This window comes from Bradyrhizobium sp. BWA-3-5 (assembly GCF_032917985.1).
Taxonomy (GTDB): Bacteria; Pseudomonadota; Alphaproteobacteria; order Rhizobiales; family Xanthobacteraceae; genus Bradyrhizobium.
On record NZ_CP136626.1, the window covers coordinates 274,842 to 291,902 of the forward strand.

Here is a 17,061-nt window from a genome sequence, read left to right on the forward strand (position 1 = left end):
CCCCGCGCTTGCGGGGAGAGGGTTGGGGTGAGGGGCTGCATCCGCGGACGAGTCCGTGGTGAGTGCGGTACCCCTCACCCGGATTGCTGCGCAATCCGACCTCTCCCCGCAAGCGGGGCGAGGTAAGAAAAGAAAGCCGCGCATCACCTCATGCATGACCTAAAATCCCGCGCGCGTTTTGGCAAAACCGGTCGGCGCCTTGGCGTTGGCATCGAGCAGCCAGCGCGCCCGCGGCGGCGCGTCCATCGTGTCGGTCAGGCCGAGCGCCATCCGCTCCGCGCCGGCCCAGGCGATCATCGCGCCGTTATCGGTGCAGAGCGCTGGCGGCGGAATGATCAGCGTGGTCTGCGCCTTCGCGGCAACCTCCTGCAGGGCGCCGCGGATGGCGTGGTTGGCGGCGACGCCGCCGGCGGCGACCAGCGCGCGGGGCGGGCCGAACCGTTCGTGGAACAATCGTAAGCCGACGCTCAGGCGGTCCGCGGTCGATTCCAGCACCGCGGCCTGAAAGCTGGCGCAGAGATCGCTGACGTCCTGCGGCTCCAGCGGCATCATGCGGGTGGCCTCGTTGCGCACCGCCGTTTTCAATCCGGATAACGAGAAATTCGCATCGGGACGCCCGAGCATCGGCCGCGGAAAGGAGAAACGCTGGGGATCGCCGCTGGCGGCGACACGCTCGACCTCCGGACCGCCCGGATATGGCAGCGAGAGCATTTTGGCGACCTTGTCGAAGGCTTCGCCCATCGCGTCATCGACGGTGGTGCCGAGCCGGACATATTCGCCGACACCGACCACGGCGACGATCTGGGTGTGGCCGCCGGAGGCAAGGAACAGGCAATACGGAAAGGCAAGCGCGCAGGTCAGCCGCGGCGTCAGCGCGTGGGCTTCGAGATGATTGACTGCGATCAGCGGCGTATCGTGCACCATGGCGATGGCTTTCGCAGTGGTGAGGCCGACGATGACGCCACCGATCAGGCCGGGGCCGGCGGCGGCCGCCACCGCCGACAGCTCTGCAAAACCCACCGTGGCGTCCTGCATCGCCCGGCCGACGATGCCGTCGAGCAGATCGACATGGGCGCGCGCGGCGATCTCCGGCACCACGCCGCCGAAACGGGCGTGTTCCTCCGTCTGCGAGCGCACGATATTCGACAGAATTCTTCCGCTGCCGTCGGGCAGGCGCTGGACCACCGCGGCTGCGGTTTCATCGCAGGTGGTCTCGATACCCAGCACCAGCATCGGCTTTTCGTTACTCAATTTCAGCCCTTGCGCGACCAGCAAAAACAACGTTTCCGTAACCGCGTAGCACTACGAGGTCGCAAGGTGCAATCGGGCCGGAATGGTTTTGGCGGAGATCTGACATATGGCCGTCCTCGTCACGCGACCAAGCCCGGACGATGCTAAGACCGCAGGCGCCTTGCGCGCGCGGGGCTTTGAGGTGCTGTGCGCACCGATGCTGCGGTTCGAAGCCGTCGCGTTCCAGGACGACGCGGAAACGAATTATGGCGCCGTCATCGTCACCAGCGCCAATGCGCTGCGTGCCGCAGCCCCGCAGCTTGGGAACAGTCGGCTTCTCAAGCTGCCGCTGTTTGCGGTCGGCGAGCATACCGCCGCCGCCGCGCGCGAGGTCGGTTTCTCCGAGGTGATTGTCTCGACGGGGGACGCCGGCGCGCTCCGCGAGCTGGTGCTGGGAGCTGCGAAATCGAAACGGCTGAAGAAGACGAGCCCGCTATTGTACCTTGCAGGTGCCGATCTCGCGCGTGACCTTGCCGGCGAACTCGGCGAGAAGGGATTGACCGTGGTGACGCGCACCACCTACCGGATGGTGCCGGCCCCGAACCTGCCACGGGAAATATGTGACGCCTTTGTCGCTGATAGGATCGAGGCGGTGCTGCATTATTCACGGCGCAGCGCGCGGGCCTTTGTGGAGGCGGCGCGCGCTGCCGGCGTCGAAATTTCGGCGCTGGCATTGCCGCAATGCTGCATCTCGGGGGCGGTTGCCGCGGTGTTGCGGGATATCGGCGCAAGCCGGGTGACCGAGGCGGCATCGCCGGATGAAAATGCCCTGTTCGAGGCGCTCGAGCGGGCGCTACAACGGCGAATTCGCAATAATCTTTAAGTCTACCAGCGTCTTATCGGAAAACCGGTGCCGCCGCGGCCACTTCATGCTCTAACACGTCCCGATTCTGCTAAGTTCCGGCATCTCACCGTTCAAGGGAACCACTGCGATGGTCGACAACAGGCCCGAAGACACTGGATCGCCGCCCGATTCAGGCCGCCCGAAGCGCGAGCCGCCGACCATCGACCTCGAAGCGGTGTCGAGCGAAACCAAGCGCGTGGTCGAGGCGTCGTCCGATCCGGCCGCCGAGCCTGCGTCGGAGATTGAACCTGCGTCCGAGATTGCGGGCGCGCCTGCCGATGTGCCGCCGGCTTCGGAGCCGCCATCGCGGCCGGTCTCGCCCTGGGTCGTCGCGCCAGTGTCCGGCGCGGTTGCGGCCGCGCTGGTGATCGGCGTCGGCTGGATGCTGGGCTGGCCTGCGATCCAGCCCGTCACCGTGCCGCCGGCCGCACAGCAAAACGCCGCCGCCATCGATGGGCTGACCGCGCGTGTCGCCGGGCTCGAAGCCAAGGCTGGCAAGGCCGTTGCCGATCCGCGCACCGAGGCTCTGGAAAAATCGCTGGCAACGCTGCGCGGCGAACTCGCGGCCATGCGCGCGCAAGGTGAGAAGCTGGCGTCCACTCTCAGCGAGGTGCGGTCCGCGCCGCGTGCTGATGGCGCGGTGTCGCCGGATCTCACCGCGTTCGCCGAGCGCATCGCCAAGGTCGAGAACCAGCTGCGCGCGCAAAGCGCCGAGATCGCGCAGCAAGGCAGCAAGCTCGCCGCCACGCAAAGCGCCGATGCCAAGGCGGCGAACGATATGCCGTGGCGGCGCGTGCTGGCCGCGGCGCTGCTTGACGTGCTGGTGCGGGTCGGTGATCCCTACCCAGTCGCGCTTGCGACGGCAAAATCGCTGGCACCGAATCCGGATGCGCTGAAGCCGCTCGAGCCGTTTGCGGAAAAGGGCGTGCCGAACGCGAACAGGCTGAGCACGGAGCTCTTGGCCCTGGTGCCGAAACTCACGCCGGCGCAGCAGCAGGCGGCCGCCACGAGCGGCACCGGCATTGTCGATCGCCTGCAGGCGGGCGCGGCCAAACTCGTCAAGATCGAGCGCACCGATACCGCCGGCACCGATCGCGGCGCCGTGGTGGCGCGGATCACTGCGGCGGCGCTGCGCAATGATTTCAACGAAGCGCGGCGCGAATTGAAGACGTTGTCGCTGGAAGATCGGGCGCCGGTGCAGAGCTGGCTCGATCGGGCCGATGCGCGCGACGCCGCGCTGGCTGCTTCCCGTCAGTTTGCGAGCGAGGCCATGGCCGTGCTCGCCAAACCGTCGGAATAGGAATTTTATTAACGCCGGGATTTCGATGATCCGAATCATTCTTTTTCTGTTGTTGATCGCGCTCGGCGCAGCGGGCGCCGCCTGGATTGCCGAACAGACCGGCGATGTCGTGCTGTCGTGGGGCGGCTATCGCGTCCAGACCACGCTGCCGGTATTTGTGCTGGCGCTTGGCATCGTCATCGTCGTGGCAATGATGGTGTGGGCGATCCTGCGCGGTCTCTGGCGCACCCCGGCGCGCCTCCGCCGCAACCGGCGCGAACGGCGTCTGGCGCGCGGCCGGCACGCGATCACGCAAGGGCTGCTCGCGATCGGCCACGGCGATTCCTCTGCCGCCCGCTTTCACGCCGACGCCGCGCGAAAACATGCATCGCATGATCCGCTGGCGCTACTCTTGCACGCGCAATCGGCGCAGCTCGACGGCGACCGCGACGGCGCGCAGCGCGCCTTCCGCGCCATGGCCGAGCGCGAGGACACGCGCCTGCTCGGCCTGCGCGGCCTCTTCATCGAAGCGCAGCGCGCCGACGATCCGGTCGCCGCCGTGATGCTCGCCGAGGAGGCGTTAAAATTGTCGCCGTCCTCGTCATGGGCCTCGCATGCCGTGCTCGGCTTCTGCTGCGCCAAGGGCGACTGGGTCGGCGCGCTGAAGATTCTCGACAACAATCAGTCCGCCGGGTTGATCGACAAGCCGACCTATCGCCGCCAGCGCGGCGTGCTGCTGACGGCGCGCGCGCTCGAGCTCGAAAAGGTTGATCGCGACTTGGCACGCGAGAGCGTGATGGAAGCGGTTAAGCTGGCGCCGACGCTGGTGCCGGCCGCGGCGCTCGCCAGCAAGTTCGAAAGCGAGGCGCACCAGGTGCGTCGTTCGATGCGCCTTGTCGAGACGGCATGGCAGGCGCAGCCGCATCCCGATCTTGCCGACGCCTACGCCCATGTGAAGCTCGGGGATTCCGCGCGGCAGCGGTTGGTGCGTGTCGAGACGCTCGCGGCGAAGACACCCGGCCATATCGAGGGCGCGCTGGCGATTGCGCGCGCCGCGATCGACGCTTCCGAATTCGCCAAGGCGCGCGCGGCGCTGGAGCCGTTCGTCACAGCGCCGACGCAGCGCGTCGCGCTTCTGATGGCCGAGCTCGAACGCACCGAGCACGGCGATAGTGGCCGGGCCCGCGCCTGGACCTTGCGCGCGGTGCGCGCAGCTCACGATCCGGCGTGGACCGCGGATGGCTATGTCAGCGATCGCTGGCGCCCGGTCTCCCCGGTAACGGGGCGGCTCGACGCCTTCCAGTGGCAGACGCCGGTGGCGGCGCTGCCGTCCGACAAGGGACCTGCGATCGAATCCTCGCCGTTCGAGGAAGCCATGCTGGCGACCCCGCGCCGCGCCGTCGTGATCGCGCCGCCCGAGCCCGTGAACGAGCCGGCGGCCGAGCCGATGGCTCCGGTCGAGCCAGAACCATCTGCGGCCCCGGTCACGCCGGCGGCACCCGCCGCGCAGGACAACACGCCCCCAGCAGCGACAGCTCCCGAGCCGGTCCCGACCGAGGCCGCCTGTCCCGAGCCCGTTCCGGAGCCGACGCCGATCCCGCCAAAGCCGGCCGAATCAGCCCCGCCGCAGCCGGCTCCCCTGTTCCGCTCGCGCAGGGACATTCCGAAGGCGGTCCCGGCGCCGATTCCGGCCGTCATTCCGCTGGTTCGCGCCCCTGACGACCCCGGGGTCGACGAGGACGGCCCGCTGGACGAATTCGCGGAACAAATCGGCCCGCCCAAGGCCCAGGCCGGCGGCTGGCGTGGATTTTTGTCACGCTGGGGCGGCAGCTAGCGTTCCGCGGCAGCGATTATCTTGCCAATCGGGGCCGTCCCCGATATCAGGTGCGGGCGTTCGCTCACCGGCGAATGCCGCTTCGGTTCGCCGCAATAGCTCAGTTGGTAGAGCACGTCATTCGTAATGACGGGGTCACAGGTTCGAGTCCTGTTTGCGGCACCACGCTTTTTCAAGCTTCGCATTTGACCTCTCAAAATGCCGATCGGCGCTTCAGCCGGCGTGCGCGCTCGCAAGGGGCGCAATCTCTTATTAACGCCCCCATCCTAGCTTGGCGGACCACCTCAATCCGCAGGATTTTGCATGTCGCTCGACGTCGGCCTGAGCCTCCCGGGGGACAAGCCCGCCCGTCAGGGCATCTGGACCGTGACTCCTTTGCATGCCGTCGTCGCCGTCTTCATGGCAGCGATCATGCTACGAGGGATCCTCCCCTTTAACGTCGATATCAGCTGGTGGCTGATCGTCTGCGAGCGCATCCTCGACGGCCAACGCTTGTATGTCGACATTCTCGAAACCAATCCGCCGATGGCGGGTTCGGTCTACATGCTCGGCGTCGTGGTAGCGCGCGCGATTGGCATGCGGCCGGAGGTCGTGACCAACGGCCTGATCTTTCTATTGATCGCGGCGTCGCTGGCGCTGACATGGCGAGCCTTGCTTTTCTCCTCGTTGCGCGAGCGTGCCGGTGGTGCGTTTGCCGTGTGGGCGGCCACGGTGCTGACGATCGTGCCGATGTATGATTTCGGCCAGCGCGAACACTTGGCCCTGGTGGTGCTGCTGCCGGCGGTTGCCGTCTACATCCTCCGCGCCAATCGAGAGCGGGTTGCGCCGTCGGCGATGCTGATCGCCGGCCTGTGCGCGGCGACAACCATGAACATCAAGCCGTATTTTGTCTTCGGAGCCGGCTTTTGCATTCTGACGGCAGCCGCGCAAGCGCGAGACTGGCGGGTGCTGTTCGCGCCGGAGAACTGGATTGCCGCAGTCTTGGTCGTGATCCACGCCCTCTGCATCGTCGCGTTCTATCCGGAGTATTTTACGCTGATCTATCCGCTGGTGCGCGACGTCTATCTGTTGGCGAACCTGCCGCTCCTCGTCTTGCTGCGGACGTCAGCAGCAACGCTGTGGTGGCTGACGATCATGGCGACGCTGACATTGCAAAGCCGGCGGCAGAAAATGGACACTGCGGTGCTGGTGATGATGGCCGGATCGCTCGGCTTTGCGATCTCATTCTTCGTGCAGGCCAAGGGATGGGGGTATCACGCCTACCCGATGGTCGCGCTCGGATTACTGGCAGCAGGTTGGGCGGTCGCGGCCGGCCGCGATGCGGAGGCGGGATCGCGCCGGCTTCGCGTTTGCGCGATGTTGCTCGTCGCGCTTATCTTCCTGGGCGCATGCCTCCGGTTCAACGTGAGTCCCGACACCCGGTTCATCCGCCAGGAAGTCACGCGGACAGGGCCGCGGCCGAAGATCCTGATGCTGAGCGCGGCGAACGACATCGGTCATCCCATGGTGCGCGAGCTTGGAGGGACATGGGTCTCGCGTCAGCAGGCGCTTTGGGTGCGGGAAGTCGTTCGCCAGTCGCTGCGGGACGGGATCATCGATCAGGCGGCGGCGGACCGCCTCGCGGGCTATGTGGCGCGCGAACGCGCCGGTCTGATCGAGGATTTCAGGAAGCAGCCGCCGGACGTCATTGTGATAGACAACCAGAATAGCGACTGGGGTAGTTGGGCCACTGCCGATCCAGAACTCTCCGCGCTGCTGAGTCCCTACATTCCCGTGAAAAACATTGACGGAATCGAAATCTTGCGGCGCGCCGATCAGCCTCGGTCCTAGAGCCTGATGAGATCAGGTTCGGTCACCGCCCGCTACGCCGGCCGTTGCCGGCCACTGTGCATGGGGTTGTTTTCGATACTTTGTTTGGGCGGTCGACCCGACCGCCGCGCTGCGTGACCTGGCGCACATAAAAAACCGGCCGCTATCCGTAGTCTTCCGGACAACTCAAGGGGAGACCTCATCATGCGTAAGATTATTTTGATTGCAGGCTTCGTTCTGGCTTCCGCCACCGCGCACGGTGCTGACCGAAGCCTGTCCCTGCCCGGTGCTGAAAAGCAGAGCGCGCCGGCGCCCGCGAAAACCATCGACGCACCGCGAACGGCGGAAGCGCCTCAGGCGGCGGAAACGCCGAAATATACCGAGCGGCCGGCGATCGTCGAGCCCAAGGCGGAAACACAGAGGACCGAGACGCCCAGAGCTGAAACGTCCAGTGCGGAATCGCCCAGGGCCGGCAGATACCGGGCTGGAAGGTACCGGCCTGCGGCGCGGGTTGAGCAGAATATGGCCGAGCGGCCGAGAGCCGAGCGCGGACGGCCCATGATGCGCAGAACAGCGTCGATGTCCCGGCGGGGCATGATGAGGCCGCACCGCCCCTTCCGGCTCGCGCGCATCATCAGTGCGCTGCATCGCTACGGAATCTACTGGTAAGCGTAGGCGTAAGTGTAAGCGTTTTGTCTGCGTTTGCGTCATGCCCGGCCTTTGCGCCGGGCATTTCGCTTGAGGCGGCGCCCGCGGCGCCGCCGATGCTTTACTGCGAAACCGTCTGCACCACGCTGCTGATCGGACGGCTGGCAACCGCCGGCGTCTTCTGGTCCTTCACCAGCATCGCGTCATATTCGGGCAGCGTTTCGAGTTGCTCCTTGGCACGCATCTGCACGACCTTGTAGCCGCCGGCCTTCAGGCGGCGCAGCAGCGTCGGCAGGGCCAGCGCGGTGTGCTTCTGCAGGTCGTGCATCAGGATCACGCCCTTGCCCTGCTTGTCGAGCTTGGTCATGACGTTCTGGATCACCTGGTCGGGGCCGGACGATTTGAAATCGTTGGAATCGACGTCAACCGAGAACATCGAGATGTTGCGCGAGGCGAGATAGCCCAGCGCCGCCTGCGTGTGTCCGAGCCCGGGGAAGCGGAAGAACGGCGCGGGCGCAGTCCCCAGCGCCATCTTCACCGCGCTAAAGCCCTTTTCGATCTCCTCGCGCATCTGCGGATCGGTCATCTTCTTGCTGTCGAGATGGGCGTGCGACCAGGTGTGCGAGCCGATGGTGTGGCCGGCGGCCGCGACCTGCTTGAGAATTTCCGGATGATAGGTGGTGTGCTTGCCGACCGGGAAGAACAGGCCCTTGGTGCATTCATCGGCGAGCGCCTTCAGCACCGCCGGCGTGGTCGGCCACGGGCCATCGTCGAACGTCAGCACCACTTCCTTGTCGGTCAGGAAGTCGAACTGCTTGTACTGCAGGAAGCCAAAGCCGGGGCCGCCGGTCGTGTCGATCACGACGACGCGGCTGACGCCGAGCGCGTCCGGATTGGCGCAGGTTGCGGCGGGCCGCATCGGAAGCGGGGCGGGGAACGCTGCGGGCGCGGGCGCAGGGGCGGGGGCTGGCTTCGAGAGGCCAGCGGTGGTCTCGACGTCGTCCCTGGGCGCGGGCTTCGCGGCGGCGGGCGCCGGCAGCGGCTCGGCCACACGGGCGGCGACGGTTTGAGGCGGGGCCGCGTCGGCGCGCGGCGAGGAAGTCCAGAACCAAACGGCGGTGATGAGAACCGCCGTCACAAAACTGGCCAGCATCAGGCCCAACGCGTTACGCATCGCTACTCTTCCACATACTCAGGGGTACACAGACAACAGGCCATTAATGCCAACAATCTCTTAACGTCTGGCGAACACGCCCCGCTTAGGCGAAGAAAATGAGGGTTTATGGCCGAGTGACGTCAGTCACAGTCGGTTCGCCCGGTTTCGCGCATGGTGCAACCATCATCAGCCGGTCCACGGAGCTGGACCAAAGGGAGCCGACAATGACCGCAGTGTTCTCAAATACCGTTCGCAAGGTCAGCTTAGTTCTGGCCTTGACCACCTGTTTCGCCGCCGTGTCCTCGACCGCGAGCTTCGCCTTCTCCTCTGAGGCCCAGCAGCAGTGCACCGGCGACGCGTTTCGCCTCTGCAGCTCGGAAATTCCCAATATTCCGAAGATCACCGCGTGCATGGTCAAGCACCGCTCCGACCTGAGCCAGGGCTGCCGCAGCGTGATGGACCGCGAATTCGCCGCGCAGAAGGGCAAGCTCGCCGCGCAGTAAGCAGCGCTGCCTCTCTCTCGCTCAAATCCAGGCTCTCGAAACGCTTGCGTCGATCCGGCGCAGGCGTTTTCTGCTTTCTACGCCCGACAAGGCGATTTTTCACGCCACAATGGCCTCAGGGGCGGATTTTCGTACTTGGCTGGCCGTTCCGACACGTTTTCTTGACGCAAACGGGTAACCCCGCTCGCTCGAAAACGTTATAGAGACGCCCTGATTTCGGTTCCAAGTCACGAAGGCATAGCCAATGACCAAGATACTTTTCGTCCTCCCCCTCGTTTTGATCACGTCGGTTGCTTCGGCTCAGACGCCGCAGGACCGGCAGAAGGGGCATGATGCCTGCTCGCGTGACGTCTCGCGCTATTGCCGGGCCCAGATGCAGGACGGCGACCAGATCGTGCTGGCCTGCCTGAAGCAGAACCGCGCCAAGATCAGCAAGGGCTGCCAGCAGATGCTGGCGAGCCACGGGCAGTAAAATATTCTGCGGTAAGAGCTGACGGCAGGATCTCCCGGTGGCGCTAACCGCCGCCGTAGAGATAGTTCGGCAGCCACAGCGTCATGCCGGGCCACAGATACATGATCACCATGCACAGGATCACGATCAGCATGTAGGGCATCATGCCCGAGAAGATCTGGTTCAGCGTGACATGCTTCGGCGCGACGCCTTTGAGGTAGAACGCCGACATCGCCACCGGCGGCGATAGGAATGCCGCCTGCAGGTTTACGAACACCAGTACGCCCCACAAGACCGGGTCGATGCCGAAATGCTTGAGCATCGGCAGGAAGATCGGCACGAAGATGATGATGATCTCGGTCCATTCCAGCGGCCAGCCAAGAATGAAGATGATCGCCTGTGACAGGATCATGAACTGCACGGGCGTCATGTTGAGCGAGAGCACCCAGCTCTCCAGCAGCGCCTGACCGCCGAGGATGGCGAACACCGCTGAGAACAGCGCGCTTCCGACGAACAGCCAGCACACCATCGCGGTGGTCTTTGCAGTCAGGAACACGGCTTCCTTGGTTCGTTTCCAGTCGAGCGTTCGGGCATGAAAAGCGAGGATGAAGGCGCCCGCCGCGCCGACCCCGGCGGACTCGGTCGCGGTCGTGACGCCGAACAGGATCACGCCGAGCACGACAACCGTGAGGATGCCGAGCGGCATCACGGAGGAGGTCAAGAGCTTGAGCACTTCGAAGCGCTCGCCGTCCATGCGCAGGTAGGAGCGCAGCGTCCATGCTGCGAGCACGACGGCCGATATCGCGAACCAGATGTAGAACTGGGTGTCCGGCCCTTTTTCGGCCGGCGACAGCTCCTTGGGTTCGACGGCGCTGCCGAGCTGCTGCAGACCTTCGATCGCCTCGCCCGCGCCGCCGGCCTGCTGGTGGATCACCACATACCACCACACCGTAGCGAGCGTGACGGCGGGCGTCAGCAACGGCACCAGCGAAATCAGGAAGTGCTTGACGATCGCGGCATAGCCCATCGGCTTGCCGTCGACCTCGAGCATCTTCGCCTTCTGCGGCGAGACCAGCGCCTTGGACAGGCCGACGAACATGTTCGGCGAATAGACGTTCGTGAAGCGCTTGATCCATTCCGGCACGGGGACGCGGGTCTGCTCCTCCGGCAAGGGCGGCGCGATCTTCGGATTGATCATCGCCCAGCCGATCACATAGACGAGGTAGAGGAAGGCGAGGAAGAAGCCGGGAAACATCGCGGCCGCATAGAGCTTGACCACCGACTGGCCGGCGACCGCGGCGTAGACGATAATCATCACAGAGGGCGGGATCAGGATGCCGAGCGTGCCGCCCGCGGTGATGACGCCGGAGGCGAGCTTCACGTCATAGCCGGCGCGTAGCATCGGGTTGAAGGCGATCACGCCCATCAGCACGACGACCGCGCCGACCAGCCCGGAAGCGATGCCCCAGAAGGTGCAGACGATCAGCGTCGCGACTGCGAGCGAAGCGGGAAGGCGGCGGAAGGCGAGCTGGATCGAATAGAACATCTTGTCGACCAGCGCGCCGCGCTCCATCACGTAACCCATCAGCACGAACAGCGGGATGGAGATCAGGACGTCGTTTGTCATCGCGCCGTAGGTGCGCTGAACCATCAGCTCGAACACCTTGTTGTGCGTCCAGCTTTGCGACGGATCGTAGAAGGCGATGAAGCCGAAGAACATGCCAAGGCCCATCAGCGTGAAGGCCGTGGCGAAGCCCATCATGATCACTACGACGATGAGCGTCAGCATCAACAGGCCGAGTGCCGGATCGCTCATGTGTTCAGGTCCCCGCCCATGCCGCGCTGCCGCGCGATTTCATCGATGCGCTGCGCGCCCTCGATGGCGAGCTTGCGCGATTCCTCGTCGACATATTCAGAGTGCGCGAGCTGCTCTTCGATCACGTCGGTCTCGGCGACGTCGGCAAGCCGGCTCGGCCATTCGCCGGTCTTCAGGCAGACGATGCAGCGGATGATCTCGGCGATCCCCTGCAGCATGATCAGCGCGCCCGCGATCGGAATTACCGTCTTGAAGTGATAGACCGGCGGGCCTTCCGCCGTAACGTTGGAATGCTCGTTAATGGCCCAGGAGTCCGCGGCATAGAAGTAGCCGGCATAGATCAGCGCGGCGATGCCCGGAATGAAGAACACGAAATAGAGAACCAGGTCGAGGGCGGCCTGTGTGCGCGGGCGCATCGAGGAATACAGGAAGTCGCCGCGGACATGGGCGTTCTGCGCCAGCGTATAGGCGCCAGCCAGCATGAACAGCGACCCATACATCATATTCTCGGCGTCGAAGATCCATGCCGTCGGCATGTTCACGGCATAGCGCTTGAACACTTCGATGCAGACGACGCTCATCAGGAGGATCATCAGCCAGGCGGTTGCCTTGCCGACCCAGGTCGAGATGCCGTCGATCGTGTGCAGTAAACTCTGGACACTCATGTGATACGCTTCGGCATAAGAGACAGCCCCAACATAGCACAAGGCACCGTCCGGGGTGTTGTCCGGACGGCGCCTTGCCGGTTTTATTTCGTGATCAGATCTTCTTCGCCGCGGCGTTCGGCCCGAAATAGTGGTCGTAGGCCATGCGACGGCTCACCACCGTGTCCTGCTCCCACTGCGTCGCGCGCTTGGCGAACTCGATCTGCGACTGGATGATCTCCTTGAACAACGGGTTCTCCGCCGCCTTCTTCTTCGCCACCTCGTCATAGATCTCGAGTTGACGCTTCAGGATCGCATCGGGCGTCTTGTAGAACTTGACGTTGTCCTTGCTCTGCAGCTCGACGTAGTCCTTGGAGTAACGGTCGATCGCCTTCCAGGACATGTCGGCGGACGCCGCGTCCACGGCGTTGGCGATGATCGACTTCATCTTGTCCGGCAGCGCGTTGTACTTGTCCTTGTTGAACATGATCTCGAGCTGCTCGGCGTTCTGATGATAACTCTGCAGCATGCAGACCTTGGAAACGTCGGGGAAGCCCAGCACGCGGTCAGAGCTGGCGTTGTTGAACTCGGCCGCGTCGAGCAGGCCGCGGTCCATGGCAGCCACGATTTCACCGCCCGGCAGCGCGTTCACTGCCGCACCCATGCCCGAATAGACGTCAATGGAGATGCCGACGGTGCGGAATTTGAGTCCTTTGACGTCGTCGAGCTTGGAGACCGGCTTCTTGAACCAGCCGAACGGCTGGGTCGGCATCGGCCCGTAGGGGAACGAGACCACGTTGGCGTTGATCGACGCATAGAGCTTTTCGAGCAGCTCCTTGCCGCCGCCGTAGCGGTGCCAGGCCAGCAGCATATTGGCGTCCATGGCAAACCCCGGGCCCGAGCCCCACAGCGCCAGCGCGGTCTGCTTACCGTAATGATAGACCAGCACGCCATGGCCGCCGTCGAGCACGCCCTTGGAGACGGCGTCGAGCAGGCCGAATGCCGGCACCACGGCACCTGCCGGAAGCACCTCGATCTTGAGATCGCCGCCGGTCATGTCATTGACCTTCTTCGCGTAGTCCTGCGCGTATTCGTGGAAAATGTCCTTGGACGGCCAGGTGCTCTGCCAGCGCATGCTGATCGGGCCCTGGGCCTTGACGACGTTCGGCGCGGCGACGGCGGTGGCGGCCCCCGCGGCGGCGGCCGTCAGGAAGCGGCGGCGGGACGTGGTGTCCTTGGTCGGCTTGGTCATGGGTATCCTCCCGGTTGAGCCGGCCTTTACTTTTTGGCGGCCAGCCATTGTTGATTGGGGCGAACTCTACGGTTCCGGCCCGAGCTTTGGCAAGGATACGTTATACCAATGCGGCGTTAGGCTGCGGCGCGGAGCGATGGGCAGCAACCCATGGCAGGATCCCGGGCGACGGGCGTGCAATTGGTTAACGGCCGCGGGAAGTGCGGGCCCGCGCGGGGGCCATATCAGGTGCTGCTGCCGGCTGCGGTCGCGACCACGGGCAAAACCTCGTTGGCGGCGCGGTCGGGGGTGTCTTCTTTCCAGCGCACCGAGCCGAACGGACGCTCCAGCATGCGGCGGACGCGGATCGGTTCGGGGCCGAGGTGAAAGTCGATCGCGCGCTGGTGCAGGGCGCGCTCGGACTGGGTCGCGCGGCTGCGCTGGCGCAGATAATCCAGCCAGGTCGGGCAGTGATAGCGCTCGGTCCACAATTCCGGGTCGGCGATGTCGCGGGCGATCGACCAGCCATAGGCGCCGTTGCGCTGCCTGGAGAGCTGCACCTCCTGCATCACATTGTGGAAGGCGCGGGCGTTGTCCTGCGCCACGCGGTATTCGATCTCCACCACCAGCGGCCCGCTGCGCCCGGTCAGCGACAACTTTACCTCGGGATCGGCCAGCGCCTCGGCCGGCGGCTCGTAGCGGGCGCCGACCGGCGGCATGCGCAGCCAGATGCCGAGCAGCGGCGATACCAGCATCGCTCCGGCGGAGACCAGCAGCGCCACCTCGACGCCATAGTCATCGGTCAGATGGCCCCAGCCCCAGCTTCCGATCGCAATGCCGCCGGCGATCGCGGCCTGGAAGGCGGCCAGCGAGCGCCCGGCGACCCAGCGCGGCGCCGAGAGCTGGACGCCAATATTGAACAGCGCGACCGCCAGCATCCACACCGCGCCGGCCAGCACGAGCGCAATTGCGGTCAGGAAGGCGCTGGTCGAGAGCGCGACGGCAGCGATCGCGCCGGCCAGCGAGATCGTGCAGGCACGCACCGCGGCCTCGCCGCTCAGTTGCCTTCGGACGGTGCCGATGTTGAGGGCGCCGAACACGGCGCCCATGCCGAAGGCGCCGAGCATGACGCCATAGGTCTGCGCGCCGCCATGCAGCAGGTCGCGCGCGATCAACGGCATCAGCGCCGAGACCGAGCCGCCGATGATGCCGGTCACCAGCGTTCGGGTCAGCACGATCTTGATCGACGGCGAATTGGTGATGTAGCGCACGCCGGAAACCATGGCGCGGTTGAGCCGCTCGCGCGGCAACCGCGAGGGCTCGTGCACCCGCTTCCAGAGAAACAGCACGATCAGTAACGGCAAATACAGCACAGCGTTGATGGCGAAGGCCGCCACCGCGCCTGCGGTTGCGACGATGATGCCGCCGACCGCGGGGCCGAAACTGCGCGCGATGTTGTAGCTGATGCCGTTGAGCGCAACCGCTGCCGGCAAGGTTTCCGGCGGCACCTGCTCGCTGACGGAAGATTGCCAGGCCGGCCCCATCAGCGCCATGCCGGTGCCAACGACGAAGCAGAACAGCAGGAGCACGTTGGGCGTGATCAGCCGAACCACGAGAATAAGGTGAGCGCGGTCGCGCCGGTCAGTGCGATCAACAGCGCCGCCATCGCGACGACGCGGCGGTCGTGCATGTCGGCGATGGCGCCGGCTGGCATCGAGATCAGCATGATCGGCAGCATCAGCGCGGTCTGCACCAGCGCCACCTTGTCGGCGGACGAGGTCATCTGCGTCATCGCCCAGGCGGCGCCCACGCCCTGGATCAGGATGCCGAGGTTCGACAACAGGCTCGCCAGCCAGATCCGTCGGAACACCGAATGGCGCAGCGGTGCGGTGATACTGTCGGAGCGCTTGGGCGGTTCGGTCATATCCGGTTCCGGTTGAGCTGCTATGGAGTGCGATGATTCCTGCGGGCCCTTCACAGATGCCCGCGAAAAGCTTGCGCTGTCCAGTCGTTGGGTCAGTAGGAGGACGGCGAGGGCACAGCTAAGATAAGCAAATAAGGAGGGGGAACTGGAATGGACCTGACGCGGCGAACGATGCTGCGGGGCGCCGGCGCGCTACCGCTGCTGGCCGGCGGCCTTGCCGGAAATCTCAGCTTCTCTGCGCTGGCACAGCCGGCCGCGGCGTCATCTGCGGCGAACGAGATTCCACCTGTTCTATTCGTGCACGGCAATGGCGATCATGCCGCGCTGTGGATCACCACGCTGTGGCGCATGGAATCGAACGGCGTGCCGCGCGAAGGGATGATGGCGATCAGCTTCACCGATCCCCTGGCGCGGACTGACGACAAGGTGGAGCAGGCGAACCGCTCCTCGACCGAAGATCAGCGCCGCGAGCTCGGCGAAGCAATCAAGGAATTGAAGCGCCGCAGCGGTGCGCCGCGTGTCGCGCTGGTCGGCAATTCGCGCGGCGGCTATGCGATACGCAATATCGTCAAGAATGGCGGTGGTGCCGACGTCAGCCATGTCGTGCTGTGCGGCGTTCCCAACCACGGCGTCTACCAATGGGAGGAGGGACTCGGCGGCGAATTCAACGGCCGCGGACCGTTCCTGCGCGGCCTGAACGAGGGCGAGAGCGAGGTGACGGCGGGCACGGCGTTCCTCACCTTGCGAAGCGACGGCATGGACAAATATGCGCAAGCCGACGGCCGCTTCGTCGGCAAGCCGGGCGTGCCGACCGGCATAGCATCCGATGGCCCGGCGCTGAAAGGCGCGACCAATCTCGTGCTCGGCGCGCTGGATCATCGCGAGGTCGCGTTTCATCCGCGTGCGTTTCGCGAGATCTACAAATTCATTGCAGGCAGGGAGCCGTCACGCATCGCCATCGTGCCGGAAACCGAGATCAGGTTGAGCGGGCTGGTGACAGGCTCGCCCGGTGGCGTCGTTACCAACCGCCCGGTCTCCGGCGCGACGGTCGAGATCTATCGCGTCTCGGCCGAGACCGGTGAACGCACCGGCGGGCCGATCCATTCCTCGCAGACCGGCGCCGATGGCCGCTGGGGGCCGGCGCAGGTCGAGCCCACCTGGTATCTCGAAATCGTGCTGACCTCGCCCGGCTCGACGACGACGCACATCTATCGTTCGCCGTTTCCGCGCTCGTCCGACATCGTCCATCTGCGTGCCGCGCGGCCGATCGGGAGTGCGGATGCAGGTGCGGGCGCCGTCGTGCTGATGACGCGCCCGCGCGGCTATTTTGGCATGCCGCGTGATGTGGTGCTGATCGACGGCAAGGAGCCAAAAGACGTGAAGCCGGGCGTGCCGACGGATTCGACCGCGACGTTGCGGCTGGCGGCAGAAGAGGTTGGCCGGCCCGTGGTCGCGATGTTCAATACAGAGCGAATCGTGGCGCGAGCGTGGCCGGCGTCGGAAAATCGGATTGCAGTGGCTGAGCTGACTTACTAGCTGTTTATCGACGGCGCCTTTGCGGCGCCTGGATCGAGACTTAGATAATCGTAGCCCGCATGAGCGCAGCGATATGCGGGCCTTGGCAGGATCCCG

13 protein-coding genes, 1 tRNA gene and 1 pseudogene are annotated in these 17,061 nt (G+C 65.2%); 9 read left to right on the forward strand and 6 right to left on the reverse strand.

From position 1 onward, the window contains the following. Positions 1 to 159: 159 nt before the first annotated feature. Entirely contained in the window at positions 160 to 1,233 is a 1,074-nt protein-coding gene (tsaD, locus tag RX331_RS01295) for a tRNA (adenosine(37)-N6)-threonylcarbamoyltransferase complex transferase subunit TsaD (protein ID WP_317258354.1), read from the reverse strand. A 124-nt stretch (positions 1,234 to 1,357) separates the two neighbouring features. On the opposite strand from tsaD, the gene RX331_RS01300 reads away from it, so the two are divergent. The 6 genes from RX331_RS01300 to RX331_RS01325 all read left to right on the forward strand — a co-directional run bounded on the left by RX331_RS01300 (position 1,358) and on the right by RX331_RS01325 (position 7,725). Continuing rightward, positions 1,358 to 2,113 carry a uroporphyrinogen-III synthase gene (locus RX331_RS01300; RefSeq protein ID WP_317254872.1) on the forward strand — a complete coding sequence of 252 codons (756 nt, stop codon included), beginning with the start codon at positions 1,358 to 1,360 and terminating at the stop codon, positions 2,111 to 2,113. 109 nt (positions 2,114 to 2,222) lie between these two features. Beyond that, positions 2,223 to 3,434: a hypothetical protein gene (locus RX331_RS01305; protein ID WP_317254873.1), complete on the forward strand. Its 1,212-nt coding sequence runs from the start codon at positions 2,223 to 2,225 to the stop codon at positions 3,432 to 3,434. Positions 3,435 to 3,459: 25 nt separating this feature from the next. Beyond that, on the forward strand, positions 3,460 to 5,247 hold the full coding sequence (locus RX331_RS01310; protein WP_317254874.1) for a heme biosynthesis HemY N-terminal domain-containing protein: 1,788 nt from the start codon (positions 3,460 to 3,462) through the stop codon (positions 5,245 to 5,247). Between the two features lie 89 nt (positions 5,248 to 5,336). Beyond that, positions 5,337 to 5,412: transfer RNA gene (locus tag RX331_RS01315), tRNA-Thr, on the forward strand. A 138-nt stretch (positions 5,413 to 5,550) separates the two neighbouring features. Next, positions 5,551 to 7,077 carry a hypothetical protein gene (locus tag RX331_RS01320; RefSeq protein ID WP_317254875.1) on the forward strand — a complete coding sequence of 509 codons (1,527 nt, stop codon included), beginning with the start codon at positions 5,551 to 5,553 and terminating at the stop codon, positions 7,075 to 7,077. Positions 7,078 to 7,260: 183 nt separating this feature from the next. Then, positions 7,261 to 7,725 (forward strand): hypothetical protein, encoded by a 465-nt coding sequence (locus RX331_RS01325; RefSeq protein ID WP_317254876.1) that lies wholly within the window; start codon positions 7,261 to 7,263, stop codon positions 7,723 to 7,725. 100 nt (positions 7,726 to 7,825) lie between these two features. Here RX331_RS01325 and RX331_RS01330 read toward each other — a convergent pair whose 3' ends face one another. After that, positions 7,826 to 8,878: a polysaccharide deacetylase family protein gene (locus tag RX331_RS01330; protein WP_317254877.1), complete on the reverse strand. Its 1,053-nt coding sequence runs from the start codon at positions 8,876 to 8,878 to the stop codon at positions 7,826 to 7,828. Positions 8,879 to 9,084: 206 nt separating this feature from the next. Between RX331_RS01330 and RX331_RS01335 the strand changes: the two genes are divergently transcribed. Next, complete coding sequence (locus RX331_RS01335) at positions 9,085 to 9,363, forward strand: hypothetical protein (protein WP_317254878.1); 279 nt, start codon at positions 9,085 to 9,087, stop codon at positions 9,361 to 9,363. Between the two features lie 244 nt (positions 9,364 to 9,607). Further along, positions 9,608 to 9,835 (forward strand): hypothetical protein, encoded by a 228-nt coding sequence (locus RX331_RS01340; RefSeq protein ID WP_317254879.1) that lies wholly within the window; start codon positions 9,608 to 9,610, stop codon positions 9,833 to 9,835. A 43-nt stretch (positions 9,836 to 9,878) separates the two neighbouring features. Here the strand turns inward: RX331_RS01340 and RX331_RS01345 are convergent, their stop codons facing one another. From RX331_RS01345 to RX331_RS01360, 4 genes and pseudogenes are all read right to left on the reverse strand, one after another. Next, positions 9,879 to 11,630, reverse strand: a complete 1,752-nt coding sequence (locus RX331_RS01345; RefSeq protein WP_317254880.1) for a TRAP transporter large permease subunit — start codon at positions 11,628 to 11,630, stop codon at positions 9,879 to 9,881. Further along, on the reverse strand, positions 11,627 to 12,295 hold the full coding sequence (locus RX331_RS01350; protein WP_317254881.1) for a TRAP transporter small permease subunit: 669 nt from the start codon (positions 12,293 to 12,295) through the stop codon (positions 11,627 to 11,629). Before RX331_RS01350 ends, RX331_RS01345 begins: the two co-directional genes overlap by 4 nt. A 94-nt stretch (positions 12,296 to 12,389) precedes the next feature. Then, positions 12,390 to 13,526 (reverse strand): TRAP transporter substrate-binding protein, encoded by a 1,137-nt coding sequence (locus tag RX331_RS01355; RefSeq protein WP_317254882.1) that lies wholly within the window; start codon positions 13,524 to 13,526, stop codon positions 12,390 to 12,392. 224 nt (positions 13,527 to 13,750) lie between these two features. Beyond that, positions 13,751 to 15,429, reverse strand: a pseudogene (locus RX331_RS01360) (MFS transporter). A 150-nt stretch (positions 15,430 to 15,579) separates the two neighbouring features. Between RX331_RS01360 and RX331_RS01365 the strand changes: the two are divergent. Continuing rightward, entirely contained in the window at positions 15,580 to 16,965 is a 1,386-nt protein-coding gene (locus tag RX331_RS01365) for a hydrolase (protein ID WP_317254883.1), read from the forward strand. Positions 16,966 to 17,061 lie beyond the last annotated feature (96 nt).